The organism is Winogradskyella alexanderae (genome assembly GCF_020166335.1).
Classification (GTDB): domain Bacteria; phylum Bacteroidota; class Bacteroidia; order Flavobacteriales; family Flavobacteriaceae; genus Winogradskyella; species Winogradskyella alexanderae.
Map to the genome: position 1 here is coordinate 438,906 of NZ_JAIUJR010000002.1, position 19,300 is coordinate 458,205.

14 protein-coding genes are annotated in these 19,300 nt (G+C 35.3%); 5 read left to right on the forward strand and 9 right to left on the reverse strand.

What is annotated here, in order from left to right:
- Positions 1–38: 38 nt before the first annotated feature.
- The 7 genes from LBU54_RS05465 to bshC all read right to left on the reverse strand — a co-directional run bounded on the left by LBU54_RS05465 (position 39) and on the right by bshC (position 8,069).
- Positions 39–1,655 (reverse strand): CTP synthase, encoded by a 1,617-nt coding sequence (locus LBU54_RS05465; protein ID WP_224526913.1) that lies wholly within the window; start codon positions 1,653–1,655, stop codon positions 39–41.
- A gap of 92 nt (positions 1,656–1,747) precedes the next feature.
- Positions 1,748–1,975 (reverse strand): DUF3820 family protein, encoded by a 228-nt coding sequence (locus LBU54_RS05470; protein WP_224526915.1) that lies wholly within the window; start codon positions 1,973–1,975, stop codon positions 1,748–1,750.
- Between the two features lie 2 nt (positions 1,976–1,977).
- Positions 1,978–2,523 (reverse strand): DUF922 domain-containing protein, encoded by a 546-nt coding sequence (locus LBU54_RS05475; RefSeq protein WP_224526918.1) that lies wholly within the window; start codon positions 2,521–2,523, stop codon positions 1,978–1,980.
- 3 nt (positions 2,524–2,526) lie between these two features.
- The gene (locus LBU54_RS05480; protein ID WP_224526920.1) at positions 2,527–2,925 is read right to left on the reverse strand and encodes an OsmC family protein; all 399 of its coding nucleotides are present in this window, start codon (positions 2,923–2,925) and stop codon (positions 2,527–2,529) included.
- Positions 2,925–4,829 carry a PBP1 and LysM peptidoglycan-binding domain-containing protein gene (locus tag LBU54_RS05485; RefSeq protein WP_224526923.1) on the reverse strand — a complete coding sequence of 635 codons (1,905 nt, stop codon included), beginning with the start codon at positions 4,827–4,829 and terminating at the stop codon, positions 2,925–2,927. Before LBU54_RS05485 ends, LBU54_RS05480 begins: the two co-directional genes overlap by 1 nt.
- A gap of 54 nt (positions 4,830–4,883) precedes the next feature.
- The gene (gene guaA / locus LBU54_RS05490) at positions 4,884–6,419 is read right to left on the reverse strand and encodes a glutamine-hydrolyzing GMP synthase (RefSeq protein WP_224526925.1); all 1,536 of its coding nucleotides are present in this window, start codon (positions 6,417–6,419) and stop codon (positions 4,884–4,886) included.
- Positions 6,420–6,473: 54 nt separating this feature from the next.
- On the reverse strand, positions 6,474–8,069 hold the full coding sequence (bshC, locus tag LBU54_RS05495; RefSeq protein WP_224526926.1) for a bacillithiol biosynthesis cysteine-adding enzyme BshC: 1,596 nt from the start codon (positions 8,067–8,069) through the stop codon (positions 6,474–6,476).
- Between the two features lie 138 nt (positions 8,070–8,207).
- Here bshC and LBU54_RS05500 point away from each other — a divergent pair, with 138 nt between their 5' ends.
- From LBU54_RS05500 to LBU54_RS05515, 4 genes are all read left to right on the forward strand, one after another.
- On the forward strand, positions 8,208–10,688 hold the full coding sequence (locus LBU54_RS05500) for a M14 metallopeptidase family protein (RefSeq protein WP_224526929.1): 2,481 nt from the start codon (positions 8,208–8,210) through the stop codon (positions 10,686–10,688).
- A 20-nt stretch (positions 10,689–10,708) separates the two neighbouring features.
- A complete protein-coding gene (locus tag LBU54_RS05505) occupies positions 10,709–13,537 on the forward strand; it encodes a M16 family metallopeptidase (RefSeq protein WP_224526930.1) in 2,829 nt (942 codons plus the stop codon).
- 64 nt (positions 13,538–13,601) lie between these two features.
- Positions 13,602–13,973: a VOC family protein gene (locus LBU54_RS05510; protein WP_224526933.1), complete on the forward strand. Its 372-nt coding sequence runs from the start codon at positions 13,602–13,604 to the stop codon at positions 13,971–13,973.
- 443 nt (positions 13,974–14,416) lie between these two features.
- Positions 14,417–15,103 carry a hypothetical protein gene (locus tag LBU54_RS05515; RefSeq protein WP_224526935.1) on the forward strand — a complete coding sequence of 229 codons (687 nt, stop codon included), beginning with the start codon at positions 14,417–14,419 and terminating at the stop codon, positions 15,101–15,103.
- Here the strand turns inward: LBU54_RS05515 and rimO are convergent.
- Positions 15,100–16,401 (reverse strand): 30S ribosomal protein S12 methylthiotransferase RimO, encoded by a 1,302-nt coding sequence (rimO, locus tag LBU54_RS05520; RefSeq protein ID WP_224526938.1) that lies wholly within the window; start codon positions 16,399–16,401, stop codon positions 15,100–15,102. The genes LBU54_RS05515 and rimO overlap by 4 nt on opposite strands.
- 90 nt (positions 16,402–16,491) lie before the next feature.
- Here rimO and LBU54_RS05525 point away from each other — a divergent pair, with 90 nt between their 5' ends.
- Positions 16,492–17,574 carry a serine hydrolase domain-containing protein gene (locus tag LBU54_RS05525; protein ID WP_224526941.1) on the forward strand — a complete coding sequence of 361 codons (1,083 nt, stop codon included), beginning with the start codon at positions 16,492–16,494 and terminating at the stop codon, positions 17,572–17,574.
- Here LBU54_RS05525 and LBU54_RS05530 read toward each other — a convergent pair.
- Positions 17,571–19,256 carry an amidase family protein gene (locus LBU54_RS05530; RefSeq protein WP_224526944.1) on the reverse strand — a complete coding sequence of 562 codons (1,686 nt, stop codon included), beginning with the start codon at positions 19,254–19,256 and terminating at the stop codon, positions 17,571–17,573. The genes LBU54_RS05525 and LBU54_RS05530 overlap by 4 nt on opposite strands.
- Positions 19,257–19,300 lie beyond the last annotated feature (44 nt).

Here is a 19,300-nt window from a genome sequence, read left to right on the forward strand (position 1 = left end):
AGCTATCCAAATTTCACTTTACGTCAAAGTGGCAGATACTATTTTTTCTTATTATGTTGTAATGCAGCGTTCACAAATGCAACAAACAAAGGATGTGGATTAGCAACCGTACTTTTATATTCAGGATGGTACTGAACACCAACAAACCATGGATGTGCTGGTATTTCAACTATTTCTACCAATCCAGTTTCAGGGTTAAAACCTGTAGCCTTCATACCAGCCTTTTCGATTTGTTCCTTATAATCGTTATTAAATTCAAAACGATGCCTGTGCCTTTCTTTTATGTTTTCTTTCTTATAAACCTTATACGCAATACTGTCCTTAACGATATTACAGTCCCAAGCACCCAAACGCATTGTACCGCCTTTATTAACCACATTTTTTTGGGATTCCATAAGGGATATTACAGGATGCATTGCATTTTCGTCCATTTCAACAGAATTGGCATTTTTGATCCCTACCACATTTCTGGCAAATTCAATTACAGCCATTTGCATACCTAAACAAATGCCTAAAAAAGGTATGTCATTTTCCCTTACAAAATGAACTGCTTCAATCTTCCCTTCTAGTCCACGTTCGCCAAAACCAGGAGCCACAAGAACACCATCCAAGTGTTGCAACTTGAATTCTATATTCCCTGGTGTTAGATATTCTGAATGTATCGGTTCTACATTAACGTTTACCTCATTTTCTGCTCCAGCATGAATAAAAGCTTCGAGTATAGACTTATAAGAATCTTGAAGTTCTACATACTTCCCAATTAGTCCTATAGTGACAGTACTTTTAGGGTTTTTGTGCCGTTTTAGAAATTCGTTCCACTGATCTAAATCTGGTGTGACGCTCTTCAATTTTAATTTTTCAAGGACTACCTTATCTAAGCCTTCCTCAAGCATTAAATTTGGAACATCATAAATGGTTGAGGCATCTATAGATTGTATAACCGCTTCTTGCCTCACATTACAAAACCGCGCTAATTTTGCTTTTATGCTTTCACTCAATTCATGTTCTGTACGACAAACTAAAATATCTGCGTGGACACCACTCTCCATAAGTGTTTTCACACTATGTTGCGTGGGCTTTGTTTTTAACTCTCCTGCAGCAGAAAGATATGGAATAAGTGTAAGATGAATTACCAACGCATTATTCTCCCCAAGCTCCCATTGTAACTGACGCACAGCCTCAATGTATGGAAGTGATTCTATATCACCAACTGTTCCGCCAATCTCAGTAATAACAATATCATAGTCCCCAGAATTACCTAAAATTTGGATACGGCCCTTTATTTCATCTGTAATATGTGGAATGACTTGAACCGTTTTACCAAGAAACTCACCTCGTCTTTCTTTATCAATTACACTTTGGTATATTCTTCCTGTGGTTACATTATTGGCCTGAGAAGTGGGCACGTTTAAAAAGCGTTCGTAGTGACCAAGATCAAGATCCGTTTCTGCACCGTCGTCAGTAACATAACATTCACCATGTTCGTATGGATTTAGTGTTCCTGGATCTATATTAATGTAAGGATCTAACTTTTGGATGGTTGTTCTATAACCTTGTGCTTGCAGGAGTTTAGCCAGTGAAGCTGCGATAATGCCCTTTCCTAAAGAAGAAGACACACCTCCTGTTACAAAAATATACTTAGGGTTTTCGGTCATGTTGCGCTGTTAAACGCAGGCAAATTTACAAAATAAAACGAGTATTTGCCGATTTGTTGAAGGTTTGTTTATATGTTTTGTTTAACCAAAATTCAGCGTGGAAATTCACGTTTTACTTTCTTTATCAAATCTTCCAAGCCATTAATTTTTATCTCGTGCATTTGTTGCATCATCATACCAAGTTTTCCTTCTGGAAAACCTTTTTGGAGGAACCAAGTATAATAGTATTCTGGGATGTCAATTAAAAACTCACCTTTATATTTACCGAATGGCATTTTGTAATGTGCCAACTCAATAAGCGACTCTTTACTGCCTTTCATATTCAAAAGGATTTAAATTCTTTGAGTTTTTCGAGCTCAACTTGTATAAAAGTTTGCCATTGGTGTTGCACCTCTGTATTTATGGAATGTACACTTTGTGCGTCATATCTTTTTTGGGTTTCGTTGAGTTCGCTATTAATAGCATTATGGAGTGTTTTTAATTGTTTTTTTATATTCTGATTTACCCTAAGCTTTGTCAGCCTTTGTCTGAATATGCGTGCATATAATTCGGTTATATCAAAATGCAATTGTTCATGCCCAAGAATATACTGATTGGCTTTTTTTTTATTGCACCAAGATTTATTAGGGTAAAAATGTGCCTCAACAGTTGTATCATAATCCACAATTTTCGAACCAGATGTTGAAATTGAAAATCCAAATGTTATTCCCGAAGCTGTTAGGGCTATAGCATCTGAACTAGGATTAATCGGTCCCTTAAAATCTGCCCAAGTAAGTTTGTGCGACTCATTCCATGTGATGGTCTCCTCGTCAGGGTTTTGACCCAATAGGAAAAACAGGAAACAAAGTATAAAATGCTTTAGTTGCATGTACTACCAATTAAAGGTGATATCTCTAATGATATCAGGATGTAAACTGTAGTGAACAGGACAGGTATTTGCCGTGTGCTCAAGAATTTTTCTTGTTTTTTTATCAGAATCAAATGAAAAATTTATGGCAATTTCAATTTTAGAAATCCGTCTTGGATTGCTCGCCATGGTTTTTGTCACCTCAGCTGTCGTTCCGGACATATCTACACCCATGTCTCTTGCTTTAATACCCATAACCGTTAACATACAGCTTGCCAATCCTGTTGCAACCGTATCTGTTGGTGAAAACGCTTCTCCTTTACCGTTATTGTCTAAAGGAGCGTCCGTAAGGAATGTATCATTGGATTTTATATGTGTGCTCTTGGTCCTTAAATCGCCAAGATAAATAACTTTTGATGTCATTAATCTACTTCTACAATTCTTAAATCTTGATACCTAACAATATATAATGCTTCATTAACATAACCACTAAACATTGCTTTCTTATACCTAAACTTATTTTCGATATACTCCGTCTCAATATCATCTGCTGATGCTTCATACAAATCCTTTCCTGAAGCTAAACGCAATAAAAGGTCAAGTGTCACATCAAACCCTCTTGAGGCATACTTACTCGGTGAGACACCATAAAGTTTTCTATAAGTTTTTACAAAGTAGGAATTACTTTGATCTTCAAAATTCTTGTTTACCGATGGGTAATGAAAATTAAGATTTGACAGGTGATAGTTGTCTATATTCTTACCCTCAAAAGCACTATTTTTATCTAATGTTACAAGGACAATTTGTTCATTTTCATTATTTAATCCGTTAAGCAGGCTTATAACACTAGAGGCGAGAGCATTACTTTCTGTCTCTAAGAAGACAATTGATCTGCCTTTTGGAAATACATTTTCTAAATCTGTAGGGTTTATGTAAAATCCGTCTTTACCTGTTTTACTGTTTTTACGTGAATAAATAAGTTTTGCTGTTGGAAATTCGCTTTTGAGCATTTCACTCCTTGTCGATTTTGATAAATCTGATATGATCACAACTTGACGTTTCAAACTATCTGCTTTGATAAAGTCAATCATTGCTTGTTGCAAAAGTTTGTCATCTGGTATGGTTTGAAACACGTTAGAATATATCTCCTTAGGTTTGGTCATCGCCGCGATAACAGGCACACCATCACGTCTCAATGTTGTGGCAACTCTATCAAAACAATCAGCATTCATCGGTCCAATAACAGCATCATAATCTTCGAAACTATTTTCTTCTAATAATTCTCTGGTTTTGGAAATTTGATATTGTGTATCCAGCACTTTTAAATCGGTAGAAATACCTAGTTGCTTCGCAGAATCCATAGCAATAAGGACGCCTGCATGGAAATCCAAAACGACAGACATAAGCCTACTGTTTTTTATCATTTCCTTAGTCTCTGATACAGAGTCTGTATCTACCCTATTTAAACGGTACGGCAACATTAAGGCAATTTTCTTGGTCTTGAAATTGGACAGTCTAGAGTACAAGGCTGTAGTCTCAACCTCAGTTAGCTCAGCTTCAGCATTGAGTTTAGCTGGTAATTTTAATACCATACCTGCCTTTAGCCCCATTTCCTTTAATCCTGGGTTCAATTCTTCAAGTTCCTCTTGAGTTAACCCTGTCTTGATTTTAAGCCTGTAAAAACCCTCTTGCGGAAGTACTTCGTAATAGTTGAAGGCTTCCTCAATTACCTTTTCTTCATTATTGGCGATATTAGGGACATTAAGTTCGTCACCTGGTTGCAACACGTCCTTCATATTGGGATTTAGAGCTTCTAACTCATCAACAGTAATACCAAATTTATATGCAATACGCCATTTGCCTTCCTTAGGTTGAACAACGTATTTTTTAACCGTATTACGAAACGTTTTTTTATAAATAACTGTTTTGAATTTTGGAATTCTAAGCTTATCTCCTTTTTTTAAGTTTTCTGAGTATAAAAATCTATTGGCTTTTTTTATTTCTTCTATAGATACATTGTATTTTTTTGAAATACTGTATAATGTCTCCTTGCGTTTAACCTTATGACTTTTATACCCTATGAGATCGCGTGATTCTTCTTTTTGAGGTTCGTTTTTAACCTTAGAGTCCGGGATTATTATAATGGTGTCTGGTTTTAAGCGTGACTTAATATCTGGGTTAAGTGCATAAATATCAAATGGTGTTACTAAGTACTGCTTTGCAATACTTTCAATCGTTTCACCTTTCAATACTTTGTGAGTCTTATAATTTTGACCAAAAAGACTAATTGTAAAAACAAACAATAAGAGGGATAAAATTTTCTTCATATTATACTCGTGACTATATGATATTAGAGACATATTTAGACCTAAGGTCACAATCTATTCCCATTCTATAGTAGCAGGTGGTTTTGAGCTAATATCATAAACAACTCTATTTACACCTTTCACTTTATTAATAATTTCATTCGAAGTCTTCTGCAAAAATTCATAAGGTAGATTAACCCAATCTGCAGTCATCCCATCTGTGCTTTCTACTGCACGCAACGCTACACATTTTTCGTAAGTACGCTCATCTCCCATTACACCTACACTATTTACAGGCAATAACATTGCGCCTGCTTGCCAGACCTTATCATATAAATTCCAAGAACGTAGGTTATTAATGAAAATTGCATCTACCTCTTGTAATATACGCACTTTCTCTGGTGTTAGATCTCCAAGAATACGAATTGCCAATCCAGGTCCAGGAAATGGATGCCTTCCTAGCAAGTGGGAATCCATATTCATTGAGGTACCAACCCGCCTAACCTCATCTTTAAATAAGGCTTTTAAAGGCTCAACCACTTTAAGCTTCATAAAGTCTGGTAAACCACCAACATTATGATGGCTTTTTATAGTTGCACTTGGTCCACCGGTAGCGGAAACACTCTCAATTACATCTGGATATATGGTCCCTTGTGCAAGCCATTTAACATTTTTTATAAGATGTGCTTCATCATCAAAAACTTCAATAAAGACACGACCAATTATCTTTCGTTTTTCTTCTGGGTCGCTCTTTCCTGCTAAAGCATCCAAAAAGCGTGCCGAAGCATCTACACCTTTTACATTAAGACCCATATCTGCATATTGATGTAATACATCTTCAAACTCATTTTTGCGCAATAAACCGTTATTCACAAAAATGCAATACAAATTTTTACCAATCGCTCTATGTAATAACATAGCCGCAACAGAAGAATCAACACCACCTGATAAACCTAGTACAACCTTATCATCACCCAATTTATTTTTGAGATCCTCCACCGTTTCCTCAACAAAGGCACTTGGCGTCCAGTCTTGTTTTACTTTTGCTATTTTAACCAAGAAGTTATGCAGTAATTGGTGCCCATCTGTGGTATGGTATACTTCTGGGTGAAATTGTATGGCATAAATATCTTCACCTTCAATTTTATAGGCAGCGTTTTGTACATCATGTGTACTAGCAAGTAAAACACCATTTTCTGGTAATTTTTTTATAGTATCACTATGGCTCATCCACACCTGGCTATCTTCATGGATATTTTCAAAAAAATCTTCACCTTCCTTAATATAGGCTAGTTTTGCCCTACCGTATTCTCTTGTGTTTGATTCTGCCACTTCACCACCAGAAAAATGTGCCAAATATTGTGCTCCGTAGCAAACAGCTAAAATTGGTTTTTTACCTCTTATAAGTGATAAATCTGGATGAAGCGCATCTTCTGACCTGACGGAAACGGGACTACCTGAAAGCACTACGGCATTATAGGAATCAATTTCAGTTGGAATTTTGTTAAAAGGGTGGATTTCGCAGTAGATGTTTAATTCTCTAACACGGCGCGCTATAAGCTGTGTATATTGCGAACCGAAATCTAAAATAAGGACTTTATTATGTTGCATGTGCAAAAGTAATAATTGCAAATCATATTAAAAGACGTGTTAATAAAATTTACCTCAAATTGTTAACACAATAAATTCACTCTTTAAAGGCTCTAAAGTTTTTACTAGGTTGGGAATAAGCCTCGAACCAAATTCAAGATATAATTCTGAAAAGTTCAAGTTGCGTTCCTGAAGACTTTGATTGGGGAACAATTGTTCTTGCAAATCCGTACAACGCTCAATTTGATCTTTTAATTTACGCTTTTGAGCTTTCAACAATCGCTTTTCTAGATGTTTTAAGCCTTTTGTTTGCTTCATTTCTTGAGCTTTTACTGCTCCTAAAAACGATTTATCGGTTTGTTGGGCAAGGTTGTGCAACGCCTCAAACTGTTTTTCTAAATGCTTTATTTGATCTGAAAAATCAATGTCAATATTTGAAATTGTTCGAACGCGTTTATTAATATAAGTATTTCGATCAAGAAATAAATCTAAGTCTGAAATATTAAGCCTATTTAATTTGTCAGCTTGTTTAGTCATTTTTATTAATACCGAATTTCTTAATAACAACAAGGGAAATACCACATTGTTAGCCTTAAAATTAGATTTTAATTGTAGCCAATAAATCATTTCGCCTCCTCCGCCTATGTAGCAAAGATTGGGTAATATCACTTCTTGATATAGTGGTCTCAAAATTACATTTGGAGAAAAACGCTCAGGAAATGTGTTAAGCTCATCTAGTAATTCGGTTTTGCTCCATTTTAGGTCTGTATTTATTACTGAATAAAATCCGTCTATTTCAATTATGCGTTCACGTACATTGCCTTTGATATAAAAAAGATTTATCTCTCTTGGGTTAACCTGTATTTTTAGATTGAGTTTTTCTAATTCAGAATTTGTATTTGAGACATTTTTAAAGGCCAAATTTTTCAGAATTTCAGCCTTCATTTGTGGAATATAAAGTCTTTTTAAATCCGAATGATCTGCATCAATTATTACAAGCCCGTATTCACTAAATAAGGCATTTGCTATGTATCTGGTTGCGTCTGCCAGATTATTGTGTTTAAGATATGCTTTTGAAAACCAACCACTTAGTTGTTCTGCGTGTTTTCCAGATCCAAATTCTGCCTTTATAACTTTAAAAACCTCGTCTAAGCCTTCTGTTTTAAATCGTCCAACAGCGCCTGATTGTTGACTGTTCCATTGTATCTTTTTCCCCTTAAAATTAAAATAATTAATTTCGGCAAAATCGTGGTCCTCTGAAGCCATCCAAAAAACAGGAACAAAGTTTTTGTTGGGATAAGCTTTTGATAATTCTTTACATAGATTAATTGTAGAAATAATCTTATATAGAAAATACAGTGGACCGGTAAATAAATTCAGCTGATGTCCTGTAGTTATAGTAAATGTGTCCTTATCTAACAAGGATGCTATGTTTTTTCTTGTTGCCTTTGAGGTATCTAAAGCACCGTATTGCTTATATAGAACATCAACCAAAACTTTTCTGTTATCTTGATTGTAATTGCCTTGTTTCTCCTTAATCTGATTCTTGAAGTTGTTGAGAGTTGGGAAGCGATTGTAAAACTGAGCCAATTCTGGTTTTTCTTCCACATAATCACAAATAAACTTAGAGAAATAGTTGGTTTCCCTAAAGGGTATGTAGTTAGTTGGCATACAATAAATAATTATGCCATAAATATAAGGCTCTTGGATTTTGCAACTGCTAATTTTTAGTTAATTCAAAATCACAAATCAAATATTCTAAATTACAGTATTTATATTTACTGGTTTTGATATAAATCCAACTAAATTATGCGCCAATTTATTTGCCAGTTACTCATTGCGCTGAGTTCTTTTTCTTTAATAAATTCACAATCCTTACAAACACCAACTGATTTTCTTGGCTATGAAATCGGAACTCAATTTAGCCGACATCATCAGGTTATTGATTATTTTAAACATGTGGCCAATGCCATTCCCTCTCAAGTAAAACTAGAACAATATGGAGAAACCAATGAAAGACGTCCTCTTTTTTTGGCATTTGTTTCTAGTGAACAAAATCTTAAAAATCTGAATGCTATTAGAGAAAACAACCTTAGGCAAGCGGATTTATTAAGGGGTACAGCAAACAAGAATGACGTAGCCATAGTTTGGTTGAGTTACAACGTTCATGGTAATGAGGCCTCAAGTTCAGAAGCCGCCATGCTCACACTATACAAATTGCTTACGGAGAAAAACCAATTATTGGAAAATACTATCGTGATAATTGATCCTTGTGTAAATCCAGATGGCAGGGACCGATATGTAAATTGGTATAATGAAACCGCAAGTAAACCATACGATATAGACAGACAAGCTAGTGAGCATAATGAACCATGGCCTGGAGGGCGTGCAAATCATTATCTTTTTGATTTAAATAGAGATTGGGTTTGGGCCACCCAAATTGAAACTCAAAATCGTTTAAAAGTATATAACAAATGGATGCCTCATATTCATGTCGATTTTCATGAACAAGGCATGAATGAACCTTATTATTTCGCTCCAGCAGCTGAACCTTATCACGAAATTATCACAGATTGGCAACGCGAGTTCCAAACTGAAATTGGAAAAAATCATGCAAAATATTTTGATGCTAATGGTTGGCTGTTTTTTACACGTGAACGCTTTGATTTACTCTATCCAAGCTATGGCGACACCTATCCAACTTTTATGGGAGCAATTGGAATGACTTATGAACAAGGAGGTCATGGCATGGCTGGCTTAGGTGTTTTGAATGATGAAGGACATGTTTTAACGTTAATTGAACGATTAACACACCATACCACTACAAGTTTATCTACCGTAGAAATTGCCTCCTTTAATGCAAATAAGCTTAATACAGAATTTTCGAAGTTTTTCAAAAATGAGGATTTGAAATACAAAAGCTACGTACTCAAAGGGGAATCTGATAAATTGGACAGACTCAAGACCTTATTGGATAAACACGAAATAACATATGAGCGCCCAATAGGTACGCGTGTTTCTGGTTATGATTATACCTTAGGAAGACAATCTAACATGTCGCTTTCTGACGAGGATTTAGTTGTCCATTCCGATCAACCAAAGGGTAAAATGGTAAAGGTCTTATTTGAACCAAATACTAAATTGGTTGATTCACTAACTTATGACATCACCGCTTGGTCATTACCATATGCTTATGGATTACAAGGGATAGCTACAACTACTAAAGTGAACAGTGAGATTATATCTGAAAATAAGGTAGACGTATCACTTGCGGAGGCTTATGGATATATTAGTAAGTGGAACTCTATGGAAGACGCAAAGTTCCTAGCTTCACTATTAAAAAACAATATTAAAGTAAGATTTACTGAAAAGCCTTTAAACACAAACGGAACAAATTTTGAACGTGGTTCATTAATTATTACCAAGGGTGACAATAAGCACTTAGAGAACTTCACAACTTTATTAAACGAGATAATGAAGAATCATGGTCAAGAACTTACACCTTTCTTCTCTGGGTTTTCACAAAACACACCAGATATTGGTTCGCCAGATATTAAACTAATCAATAAACAAAAAGTAGCTGTATTATCTGGTGATGGTACCTCTTCTTTGAATTATGGTGAAATTTGGAACTTTTTTGAAAATCAATTAGAGTATCCATTGACCTCTATTAATACGGATGATTTAGGACGTACAAATCTTGATAAATTCAATGTTCTTATTTTACCTAATGGCTATTATGGAAGGGTTTTGAATGAATCCAACTTTAGCAAAATTAATGACTGGGTAAAATCAGGTGGCACGTTAATTGCAATTGATGGTGCCTTGCGCAGCATGGCTGGAAAAGAAGGTTTTAGCCTAAAATACAAAGTTTCAGAAAGTTTGGGAGAGGACAATAACCTCATTCCATATGCAGATCGAGAGCGTCAATACACGAATAATATGATAACTGGAGCTATATTTAAGGCTAAGGTAGACAATACGCACCCTTTGGCATTTGGTTACAACAAACACTATTTTACATTAAAATTGAATAGCTCTACCTATGATTTGCTTGATGGTGGTTTCAATATTGCACACATAAGTGAACCAAAAGTATTTTCAGGATTTGCAGGTAAAAACACAATTGAAAAACTACGAAATACTTTAGTTTTTGGTGAAGAACGCAAAGGCAATGGAAGTATCATATACTTTGTAGATAATGTACTGTTCAGGAATTTCTGGGATAACGGTAAACTCTTTTTTGTAAATTCCATTTTCTTTGTAAACATAAATGCTTTTGAATTTTAAATATCAATCAAACCCAAAATATGAAAACTTTAAAATCCTTAATCTTTGTTTTTAGTTGTATTACATTTTTAACAGCTTGCCAGCAAAATGAAACGAAAGAATCAACTGAATTTAAAGTTGATTTTGAAAAATTTACTTTAGATAATGGACTTCAGGTTATATTGCATGTAGACAAATCAGATCCTGTAGTTGCTGTAGCACTCACTGCACATGTTGGCTCTGCTAGGGAGAAAGAAGGACGTACTGGGTTTGCGCATTTGTTTGAACATTTATTGTTTCTAGAATCAGAGAATTTAGGCAAAGGTGGTCTGGATCAAATGAGTGCAAGAATTGGTGGCTCTGGCGCAAATGGCTCAACGAGTAGAGATCGCACAAACTACTTTCAAACTGTTCCCAAAGATGCCTTGGAAAAAATGATTTGGGCTGAAGCTGATAAACTAGGTTTTTTCATCAATACAGTAACAGAACCTGTGTTAGCAAAAGAGAAACAAGTCGTAAAAAACGAAAAACGGCAACGCGTAGACAATCAACCTTATGGACATAACTCGTATGTGATAAATACTAATTTATATCCAGAGGGCCATCCATACAGTTGGGAAGTCATTGGTTCCTTGGAGGACCTTCAAAATGCTACTTTAAATGATGTCAAGGAATTTTACAATCGTTGGTATGTTCCAAATAATGTTACACTTACAATTGCTGGAGATTTGGATGTAGCACAAACCAAGAAATGGGTTAAAAAATATTTTGATGAAATACCTCGTGGTGAAGACATTCCAGAAATTGAAAAGCAACCTGTTATTCTAAAATCTTCAAAGCGACTGTTTTATGAAGATAACTTTGCAAGATTGCCACGATTATCCATGACATGGCCAGGCGTTCCCCAATATCACGAAGATTCATATGCTTTGAGCGTGTTGATTGAGTACTTATCTAAAGGCAAAAAAGCACCACTTAATAAAATATTGATTGATCAGGAGAAACTGACGGATAATGTAGGTTTCTATCAATACAATTCTGAAATAGCTGGACAAATAATGTTATCAGTTACCGCATTTAACCAAACCGATTTAAACGTAGTGGCTAATGCTATAAACGATGGTTTTAAAGACTTTGAATTAAACGGAATTTCTGAAACTGATCTTAATAAAATTAAAGCTGGCCAAGAAACCGATTTTTATAATGGATTATCTAGTGTGCTCGGTAAAGGCTTTCAACTCGCGCAATATGAGATTTTTGCAGGTGATCCAGCATTTATAAATCAAGACGTAAAAAACATCTTGGCTGTTACACCAGAGGATGTTATGAATGTTTATAATAAATATATCAAAGACAAAAACTATGTCGCAACAAGTTTTGTGCCTAAAGGTCAAATTGATCTGGTATTAGACAATTCAATACTAGCAAATGTCGTAGAGGAGAAGATAGTTCAAGGTGCCGAAGAGACATTTGACACCAGTGTTGCAGCTTCTTACGAAAAAACGCCAAGCAGTTTTGATCGTAGTATGGAACCGCCTTATGGAGAAAGTCCAGAATTAAATATTCCAGAAGTCTGGAAGGAGAATCTAGATTCAGGTATTAAGGTATTTGGAATTGAGAATTACGAAGTTCCTTTAGTACAGTTTGAATTGCAGATTGAAGGTGGTTTATTATTGGAAAATAAAGAAAAAATTGGTGTTTCAAATCTTTTAGCAAACATGCTTACTAAAGGTACTAAAAACAAAACACCTGAAGAACTAGAAAATGCCATTCAAAGTTTAGGTGCTAGTATAAATGCCTATGCTACAGATACTAATATTATCATTTCAGGCAACACACTTTCTAAGCATTTTGATGCAACTATGGCTTTGGTAAATGAAATTCTTTTAGAACCGCGTTGGGATGAGAATGAATTTGAGCTTCTTAAAGCAAGTACCAAGAGCAGTATTAAAAGACGTAAGGGTAATCCTAATAGTATTGCATCTAATGAATTTGCAAAACTGCTTTATGGTGGTAATAACATCCTGGCTAACAGTAATAGTGGTACCGAAGAATCGGTTGAATTAATTTCAATGATAGATCTTCAAGATTATTACAATAAAAACCTTACACCTCAATTAGTGCTAATGCACGTGGTGGGTGCCATTTCAAAATCTCAAGTAATGGCCTCATTACATACACTAAATAGTCAATGGGAATCAAAACAGGTTGACATACCAGAATTACCTCTGCCATTAATACCTGAGACTTCACAGGTGTATTTCTATGATATGCCTGGCGCAAAACAATCTGTTATCCGTTTTGGTTATCCATCTTTAAAGGCCACTGATAAAGATTTCTATGCTTCTACCGTTATGAATTATCGTTTAGGAGGAGGCGGATTTGCATCGCAACTTACACAACAACTGCGGGAAGGAAAAGGCTATACCTACGGTATTCGTTCTAGATTTTCAGGATCAAATTACACTGGTGAGTTTTCTATAAGCAGTGGCGTTAGGACAAATGTAACTTATGAATCTGCTAGTCTAGTTAAACAGATACTTGAAGACTACGGTAAAAACTACAAAGATGAAGATCTTGAGGTGACCAAGGGCTATACCATTAAGAGTACAGCGAGAGCATTTGAAACTTTAGGTGCTAAACTAAACATGCTAACCAATATTAGCAATTATGGATTACAAGATGATTATGCAAAACAGCGTGAGTCATTGGTAAAAAATATGACTGTAGACGATGTAAAGTCACTTATTGAAAAATACATAAAACCAAATCAAATGATTTATTTAATTGTTGGTGATGCAGCGACACAATTAGATAGATTAGAAGCACTCGGATTTGGCAAACCTATTTTGTTGAATTTGGAGAATTAAAGATTCTACTTGACTCTATTTATTTGATTTTATTAACTTTAAGTACTAATTAAAATCAATTAAAATGAAACTAGGTGCTTTTTCTGTTAGTCTTGCCGTGAAAAATTTAAAGGCTTCGAAATCCTTTTATGAAGACTTGGGATTTTCTGTTTTTGCTGGAGATTTAAAAAGTAATTATCTCATAATGAAAAAAGAATCAACACTGATTGGTTTATTTCAGGGTATGTTCGAAAATAATATCCTCACCTTTAATCCAGGTTGGGATCAAGATGCAAATACCCTAGACAATTTTGACGACGTCAGAGAAATTCAAAAACATTTAAAATCAAAAAATGTTACCTTCGCTAGCGAAATTGATGCGCCAGATTCTGGTCCAGCAAGTTTTGTGATACTAGATCCTGATGGAAATGCCATTCTAGTAGATCAGCATGTCTAATCATAAATAAGGAAGGCAACTTTTATTGGCTTTAGATCACTTAAAGAAAAAGCGGTCAAGTTTATGGAAGATTGCGAAACTGGTCACTTTTATTCATAGACTCCAATAAGTGAGAGACAATGGCTGGATTCCAGAGTCGTTTTGGGAGGCTTTAGGGCTGATGGTAAAATATTTGAAACGTAGTTTTAATTACGTAAATAGTTAACCATCCAAGTAGTAGGTAGTTTACAGTAACATGTTCCAAATAAACACACTTATAATTGTGTAGATTGAAAGCAATACTATCTTTGTTTGATTCTTTTTTTCTGAATTTCTCATAATTAGTGTATTACACCATTTATAATTAAGACCCTTCTTTTCAAAAAGGTCACATTTTAGTTTTTTTATAACTTAAATACCATCCTGTAGGCGTTATCTTTGTAAAAAGCAACGGAAAAGAATTAATGCCACAAACAACGGTCATCTCCTTTTTTAAATACAAAGGTATTCGCCACAAATGGGATGCCTTAGGTCGTATGGGAAGACCGCCCTTACTAAATGCTTCAATTGATGGTCTAACCTTTTGGAAATCTTTTGGTAGTGGCAGTGGCAATGGATTTTCTATCTGGCCAGATTTTTCGACTTTCGGACTACTTACTGTATTTAAATCAGAAGCTGATGCAACAAACTATTTGGAATCAAAAATAGTTCAAGAATATACCAATACTGCAAAAGCCTTTAGCCATATCTTAATGCATGGTGTGAAAGCACATGGTAAATGGAGCGATGAAGAACCATTTGTGAAATCTACTGAATATAATGCTAATAAACCTTTAGGTGTAATTACAAGGGCCACGATAAAACCAAAACTCACTCATAAGTTTTGGAAATACGTTCCATCTGTTTCAAAATCTATGGATGGTCATAAAGGTTTAATATTTTCAAAAGGTATTGGTGAATGGCCCATATTTATGCAGGCAACATTTTCATTGTGGAACAATGGAGATGATATGATGAGCTATGCATATAAAAATAAAAAGCATGCAGATATGGTAAAAAAAACACGTGAATTGGGTTGGTACTCAGAAGAACTTTTTGCACGTTTCCACCCATTTGAAATTAAAGGTGATTTAATTCATTTTAAAATCTAAACGACTTCTGCATAGAGATCAAAATCTTCAGCATCAATAATTTTAACTCTGGTAAATTCTCCTGTTTTCAAGTAAGTATTTGATGCATTAATTAAAACTTCGTTATCTACGTCTGGTGAATCAAATTCGGTACGTCCCACGAAATAATTGCCTTCTTTACGGTCAATAACTACTTTAAACTCCTGCCCTATTTTAGCTTGATTCAACTCCCAAGAAATTTGTGATTGTATTTCCATGATCTCATTAGCGCGTTGCATTTTCACGTCCTCAGGAACATCATCTTCTAAATTATAGGCATGGGTGTTTTCTTCGTGTGAATAGGTAAAACAACCCAAACGCTCAAAACGCATGGCTGCAACCCATTCTTTCAAGGTTTGGAAATCTTCTTCCGTCTCACCAGGATAACCCACTATTAAGGTAGTTCTAATCGCCATTTCTGGTACGGCAACTCTAAATTCCTTCAATAGTTTTGTAGTTTTCTCCTTGGTAGTACCTCTGCGCATACTCTTTAAAATAGCATCTGATATGTGCTGTAATGGAATATCAAGATAATTACAGATTTTTGGTTCTCTCTTCATAACCTCCAAAACATTCATAGGAAAACCTGTTGGAAATGCATAATGCAAGCGAATCCAATCAATCCCTTCAACCTTTACCAATTGCTCTAATAGTTCAGCCAAATTGCGTTTCTTATAAAGATCTAGTCCATAATAGGTCAAATCTTGAGCAATTAAAATAAGCTCCTTAACACCATTGGCAGCCAATTTCTCAGCCTCAGTAACCAACTTTTCAATTGGTGTACTTTTATGCTTACCTCGCATTAACGGAATGGCACAAAAGCTACATGGTCTATCACAACCTTCGGCTATTTTTAAATATGCATAATTTTTAGGAGTTGTGGTTAAGCGTTCACCTATTAACTCGTGTTTATAATCCGCTCCAAGAGCCTTAAGCAAACTTGGAAGTTCAGTTGTACCGAAATATTGATCTACGTTTGGTATTTCCTTTTGCAAATCTGGTTTATAGCGCTCACTGAGGCAACCAGTAACAAACACCTTGTCAACCTCTCCAGCTTCTTTCTTTTGCATAAACTCAAGAATCGTATTAATACTTTCCTCTTTAGCGTTATTGATAAAGCCGCAAGTGTTAATCACCACCACATTACCTTCTTGCTCGTGGACCACATCCTTACCGCTCGCTTTAAGTTGTCCCATTAACACTTCACTGTCGTAAACGTTTTTACTACAGCCAAGGGTTACAACATTGATTCTATTTTTCTTTAGCGTCTTTGTTCTCATCAGTTTATGAATCAGTTGGCAAAGATACAATGTAAATTAAACCTTTAGTATATTTAAAAGTCTTAATTCGAAAATCGAAATATGAAAAACATGAGATTAGTTCTAATCATTATGACCATCATAATCAGTTTGTCATGCTCATCAGATGACTCAAATACTGGAAATCCATCCGTAAACGAAGAACTATACTTTCCACCAACAGATTCTGAGGAGTGGGAAACCCTTACAGTTGAAAGTCTGGATTGGAATATTTCTGAAGAACAAGCACTTTATAATTTTCTTGAAGCTTCTGATACCAACGCTTTCTTAATATTGAAAGACGGTAAAATTGTGATAGAATGGTACATGAACAACTTCTCTCAAAATGATATTTGGTACTGGGCTTCAGCTGGTAAAACACTTACAGCATTGACACTTGGTATAGCTCAAGAAGAAGGATATTTAGATTTGGAAGATTCATCGTTAAATTACTTAGGAAGTGGTTGGTCTAGTCTAACAACGGAGCAGGAAATTAACATCAAAGTAATTCATCACTTAACCATGACAACAGGTTTAGACTTTACAGATTTCTTTAATCAGTTTTGTACTGACCCTGATTGTCTTTTTTATTTAAATGAACCCGGAGAATTCTGGTATTATCATAATGCTCCTTATACGTTACTGGATAATGTCATAACTGGAGCTGTTGCTATGGATTTTGAAGATTATTTTGCCGAAAAAATCAGAGACAAAATTGGCATGCGTGGATTTTGGTTGCAAAATGGCTACAATAATATTTACAGAAGTGATGCACGTAGTATGGCACGATTTGGATTATTGTGTTTGAATAATGGTACTTGGAATAATGAGGTAATACTTAATGATACGAACTATTTTCAAGCTATGGTTAACACTTCACAAAATTTGAACAAAGCCTATGGTTATTTATGGTGGCTCAACGGCAAAGAGTCTTACCGTTTGCCAGGTTCTACAGAAAATTTCACTGGTAAACTTATCCCTAATGCACCTAATGATTTAATCGCAGGACTAGGCGCCAATGACCAGAAATTATATGTGGTTCCAAGTCGAAATCTAGTTATTATAAGACTAGGAGACAATGGTGGAGAGGGACAACTTGGGCCCTCAGGTTACGACAACCTACTTTGGGAAAAGCTCAGTGCATTTATTGACTAATTGTAGTTTTCTGGAGCTTTTCTTGCTTTTGAAGCTTGTTCGTAAATATATGCCCATTCCAACAACAACTTTTCTTGAAGTCGTTTTCCAATAAAGGTAAGTCCTTTTGGTTTACCTTCTTCAGTGTAACCCATAGGAACCGTAATAGCAGGATATTCAGCCACTGCAGCAAAACCAGCATGATAGTTATTTATGGATAAAAACCCATCGAGATTGTGTTCTTCCATAGGGACATCAAAATATTGCTTTCCGTTGGTCTGCAAGGTATCGATTATTTTTTCTAGAAAAATAGCATCGCCTTCATCTTCAACAATACCCTTGAATAACTTTTGCCCATAAGGCATTGTATTAGCTGAATCCTTAAGGTTAAATGCCATCATATCTGCTACAGTTCTAAGTTCAATATCCGTATTGGCATAGTTCTCCATGTAGGCTGGTAAATCTTTTTTCATATCAAGATTTAAAAGACGTAAAAAGTTAGGAAGTCCAAGTTCTTCTTCCTCAATTTCTACAATTTCAGCACCCTGCGCTTTCAAAACTTCTAAAGCATTTACAAATAACGTATCTTCCATCAATCGTTTTGGAGCTCCAAATCGTTTTCCTTCAATACTACCCTCTGTTAAATTCTTAGTGTAAAATCCAGGTTCCCACATCATCATAAAAGATTTGCCATCCGCTTTATCTTCTCCAAAAATGGCATCTAATACAATAGCATTATCAATAACAGTGCGTGTAATTGGACCTGCTGTATCTAAAGTTGATGAGATGGGTACAATACCTGAACGACTTACCAATCCTATGGTTGGTTTTAATCCTACGGCTGAATTTTGACTCGCTGGTGATAGTATTGATCCTGAAGTCTCGCTTCCCAAGGTTACAGCCGCAAAATTGACCGATACCGAAACACCACTTCCCGAACTTGAACCTCCCGTATCAAAAATACGTCTACCATAAGGATTTAAGGTCTGTCCTCCTATTGCACTATATCCACTTGGGCAGTCTCCGCAGAAAAAGTATGCCCATTCACTCAAATTTGCCTTACCAAGAATTATGGCACCTTTATCTTTAAGTTTTTCAACAATAAAAGCATCTTCGGTTAGATTATCTTGCAACGCTACAGCTCCTGCCGTAGTTGCCATACCAGAAGCATTTATGTTATCTTTTAACAAGATAGGCATGCCGTAAATGGGATGAGCCTTTAGACTTTTTTCATTATCGAGTTGTTTGGCTTTTTCAATTGCTTTAGGGTTAACAGAAATAACTGAATTAAGCGAAAGCGGATTTTCTCTATTGTATTTTCTAATTCTATACAAATAAAACTTGGTCAGTTCTTCATAGTTAAATTTACCTTCATAAATATGCTTTTGAAGACTAGGAATATCTTGTTCTAATATGAGGGGCTTTAAACGATCATAATTTTCCTCTGAAAAATCTTCTAATTGAGGATTAATGCTTTCCCAGATTTCTTTTTTGGTAATAATCTTGGAATCCAAAACCTTAAACTCAGTGAAATCTTTAGTAGAAATAGCTTTTAGGTCTAAATCCTCTTCTTTAGATTCTGAATTGTCATTGACTTGAGACGCCTCGGTTTTAGATTGATCAGAATTTTTATCATTCTTACAAGAAGTAAAAGCAAATAGAAACAAAAAAAGTATGGTAATTCGCATAGTTGATTTTTTCATAAAAATTAGAATTAAAGGCCGTTTAGTGAAAAGTAAAAAAACTC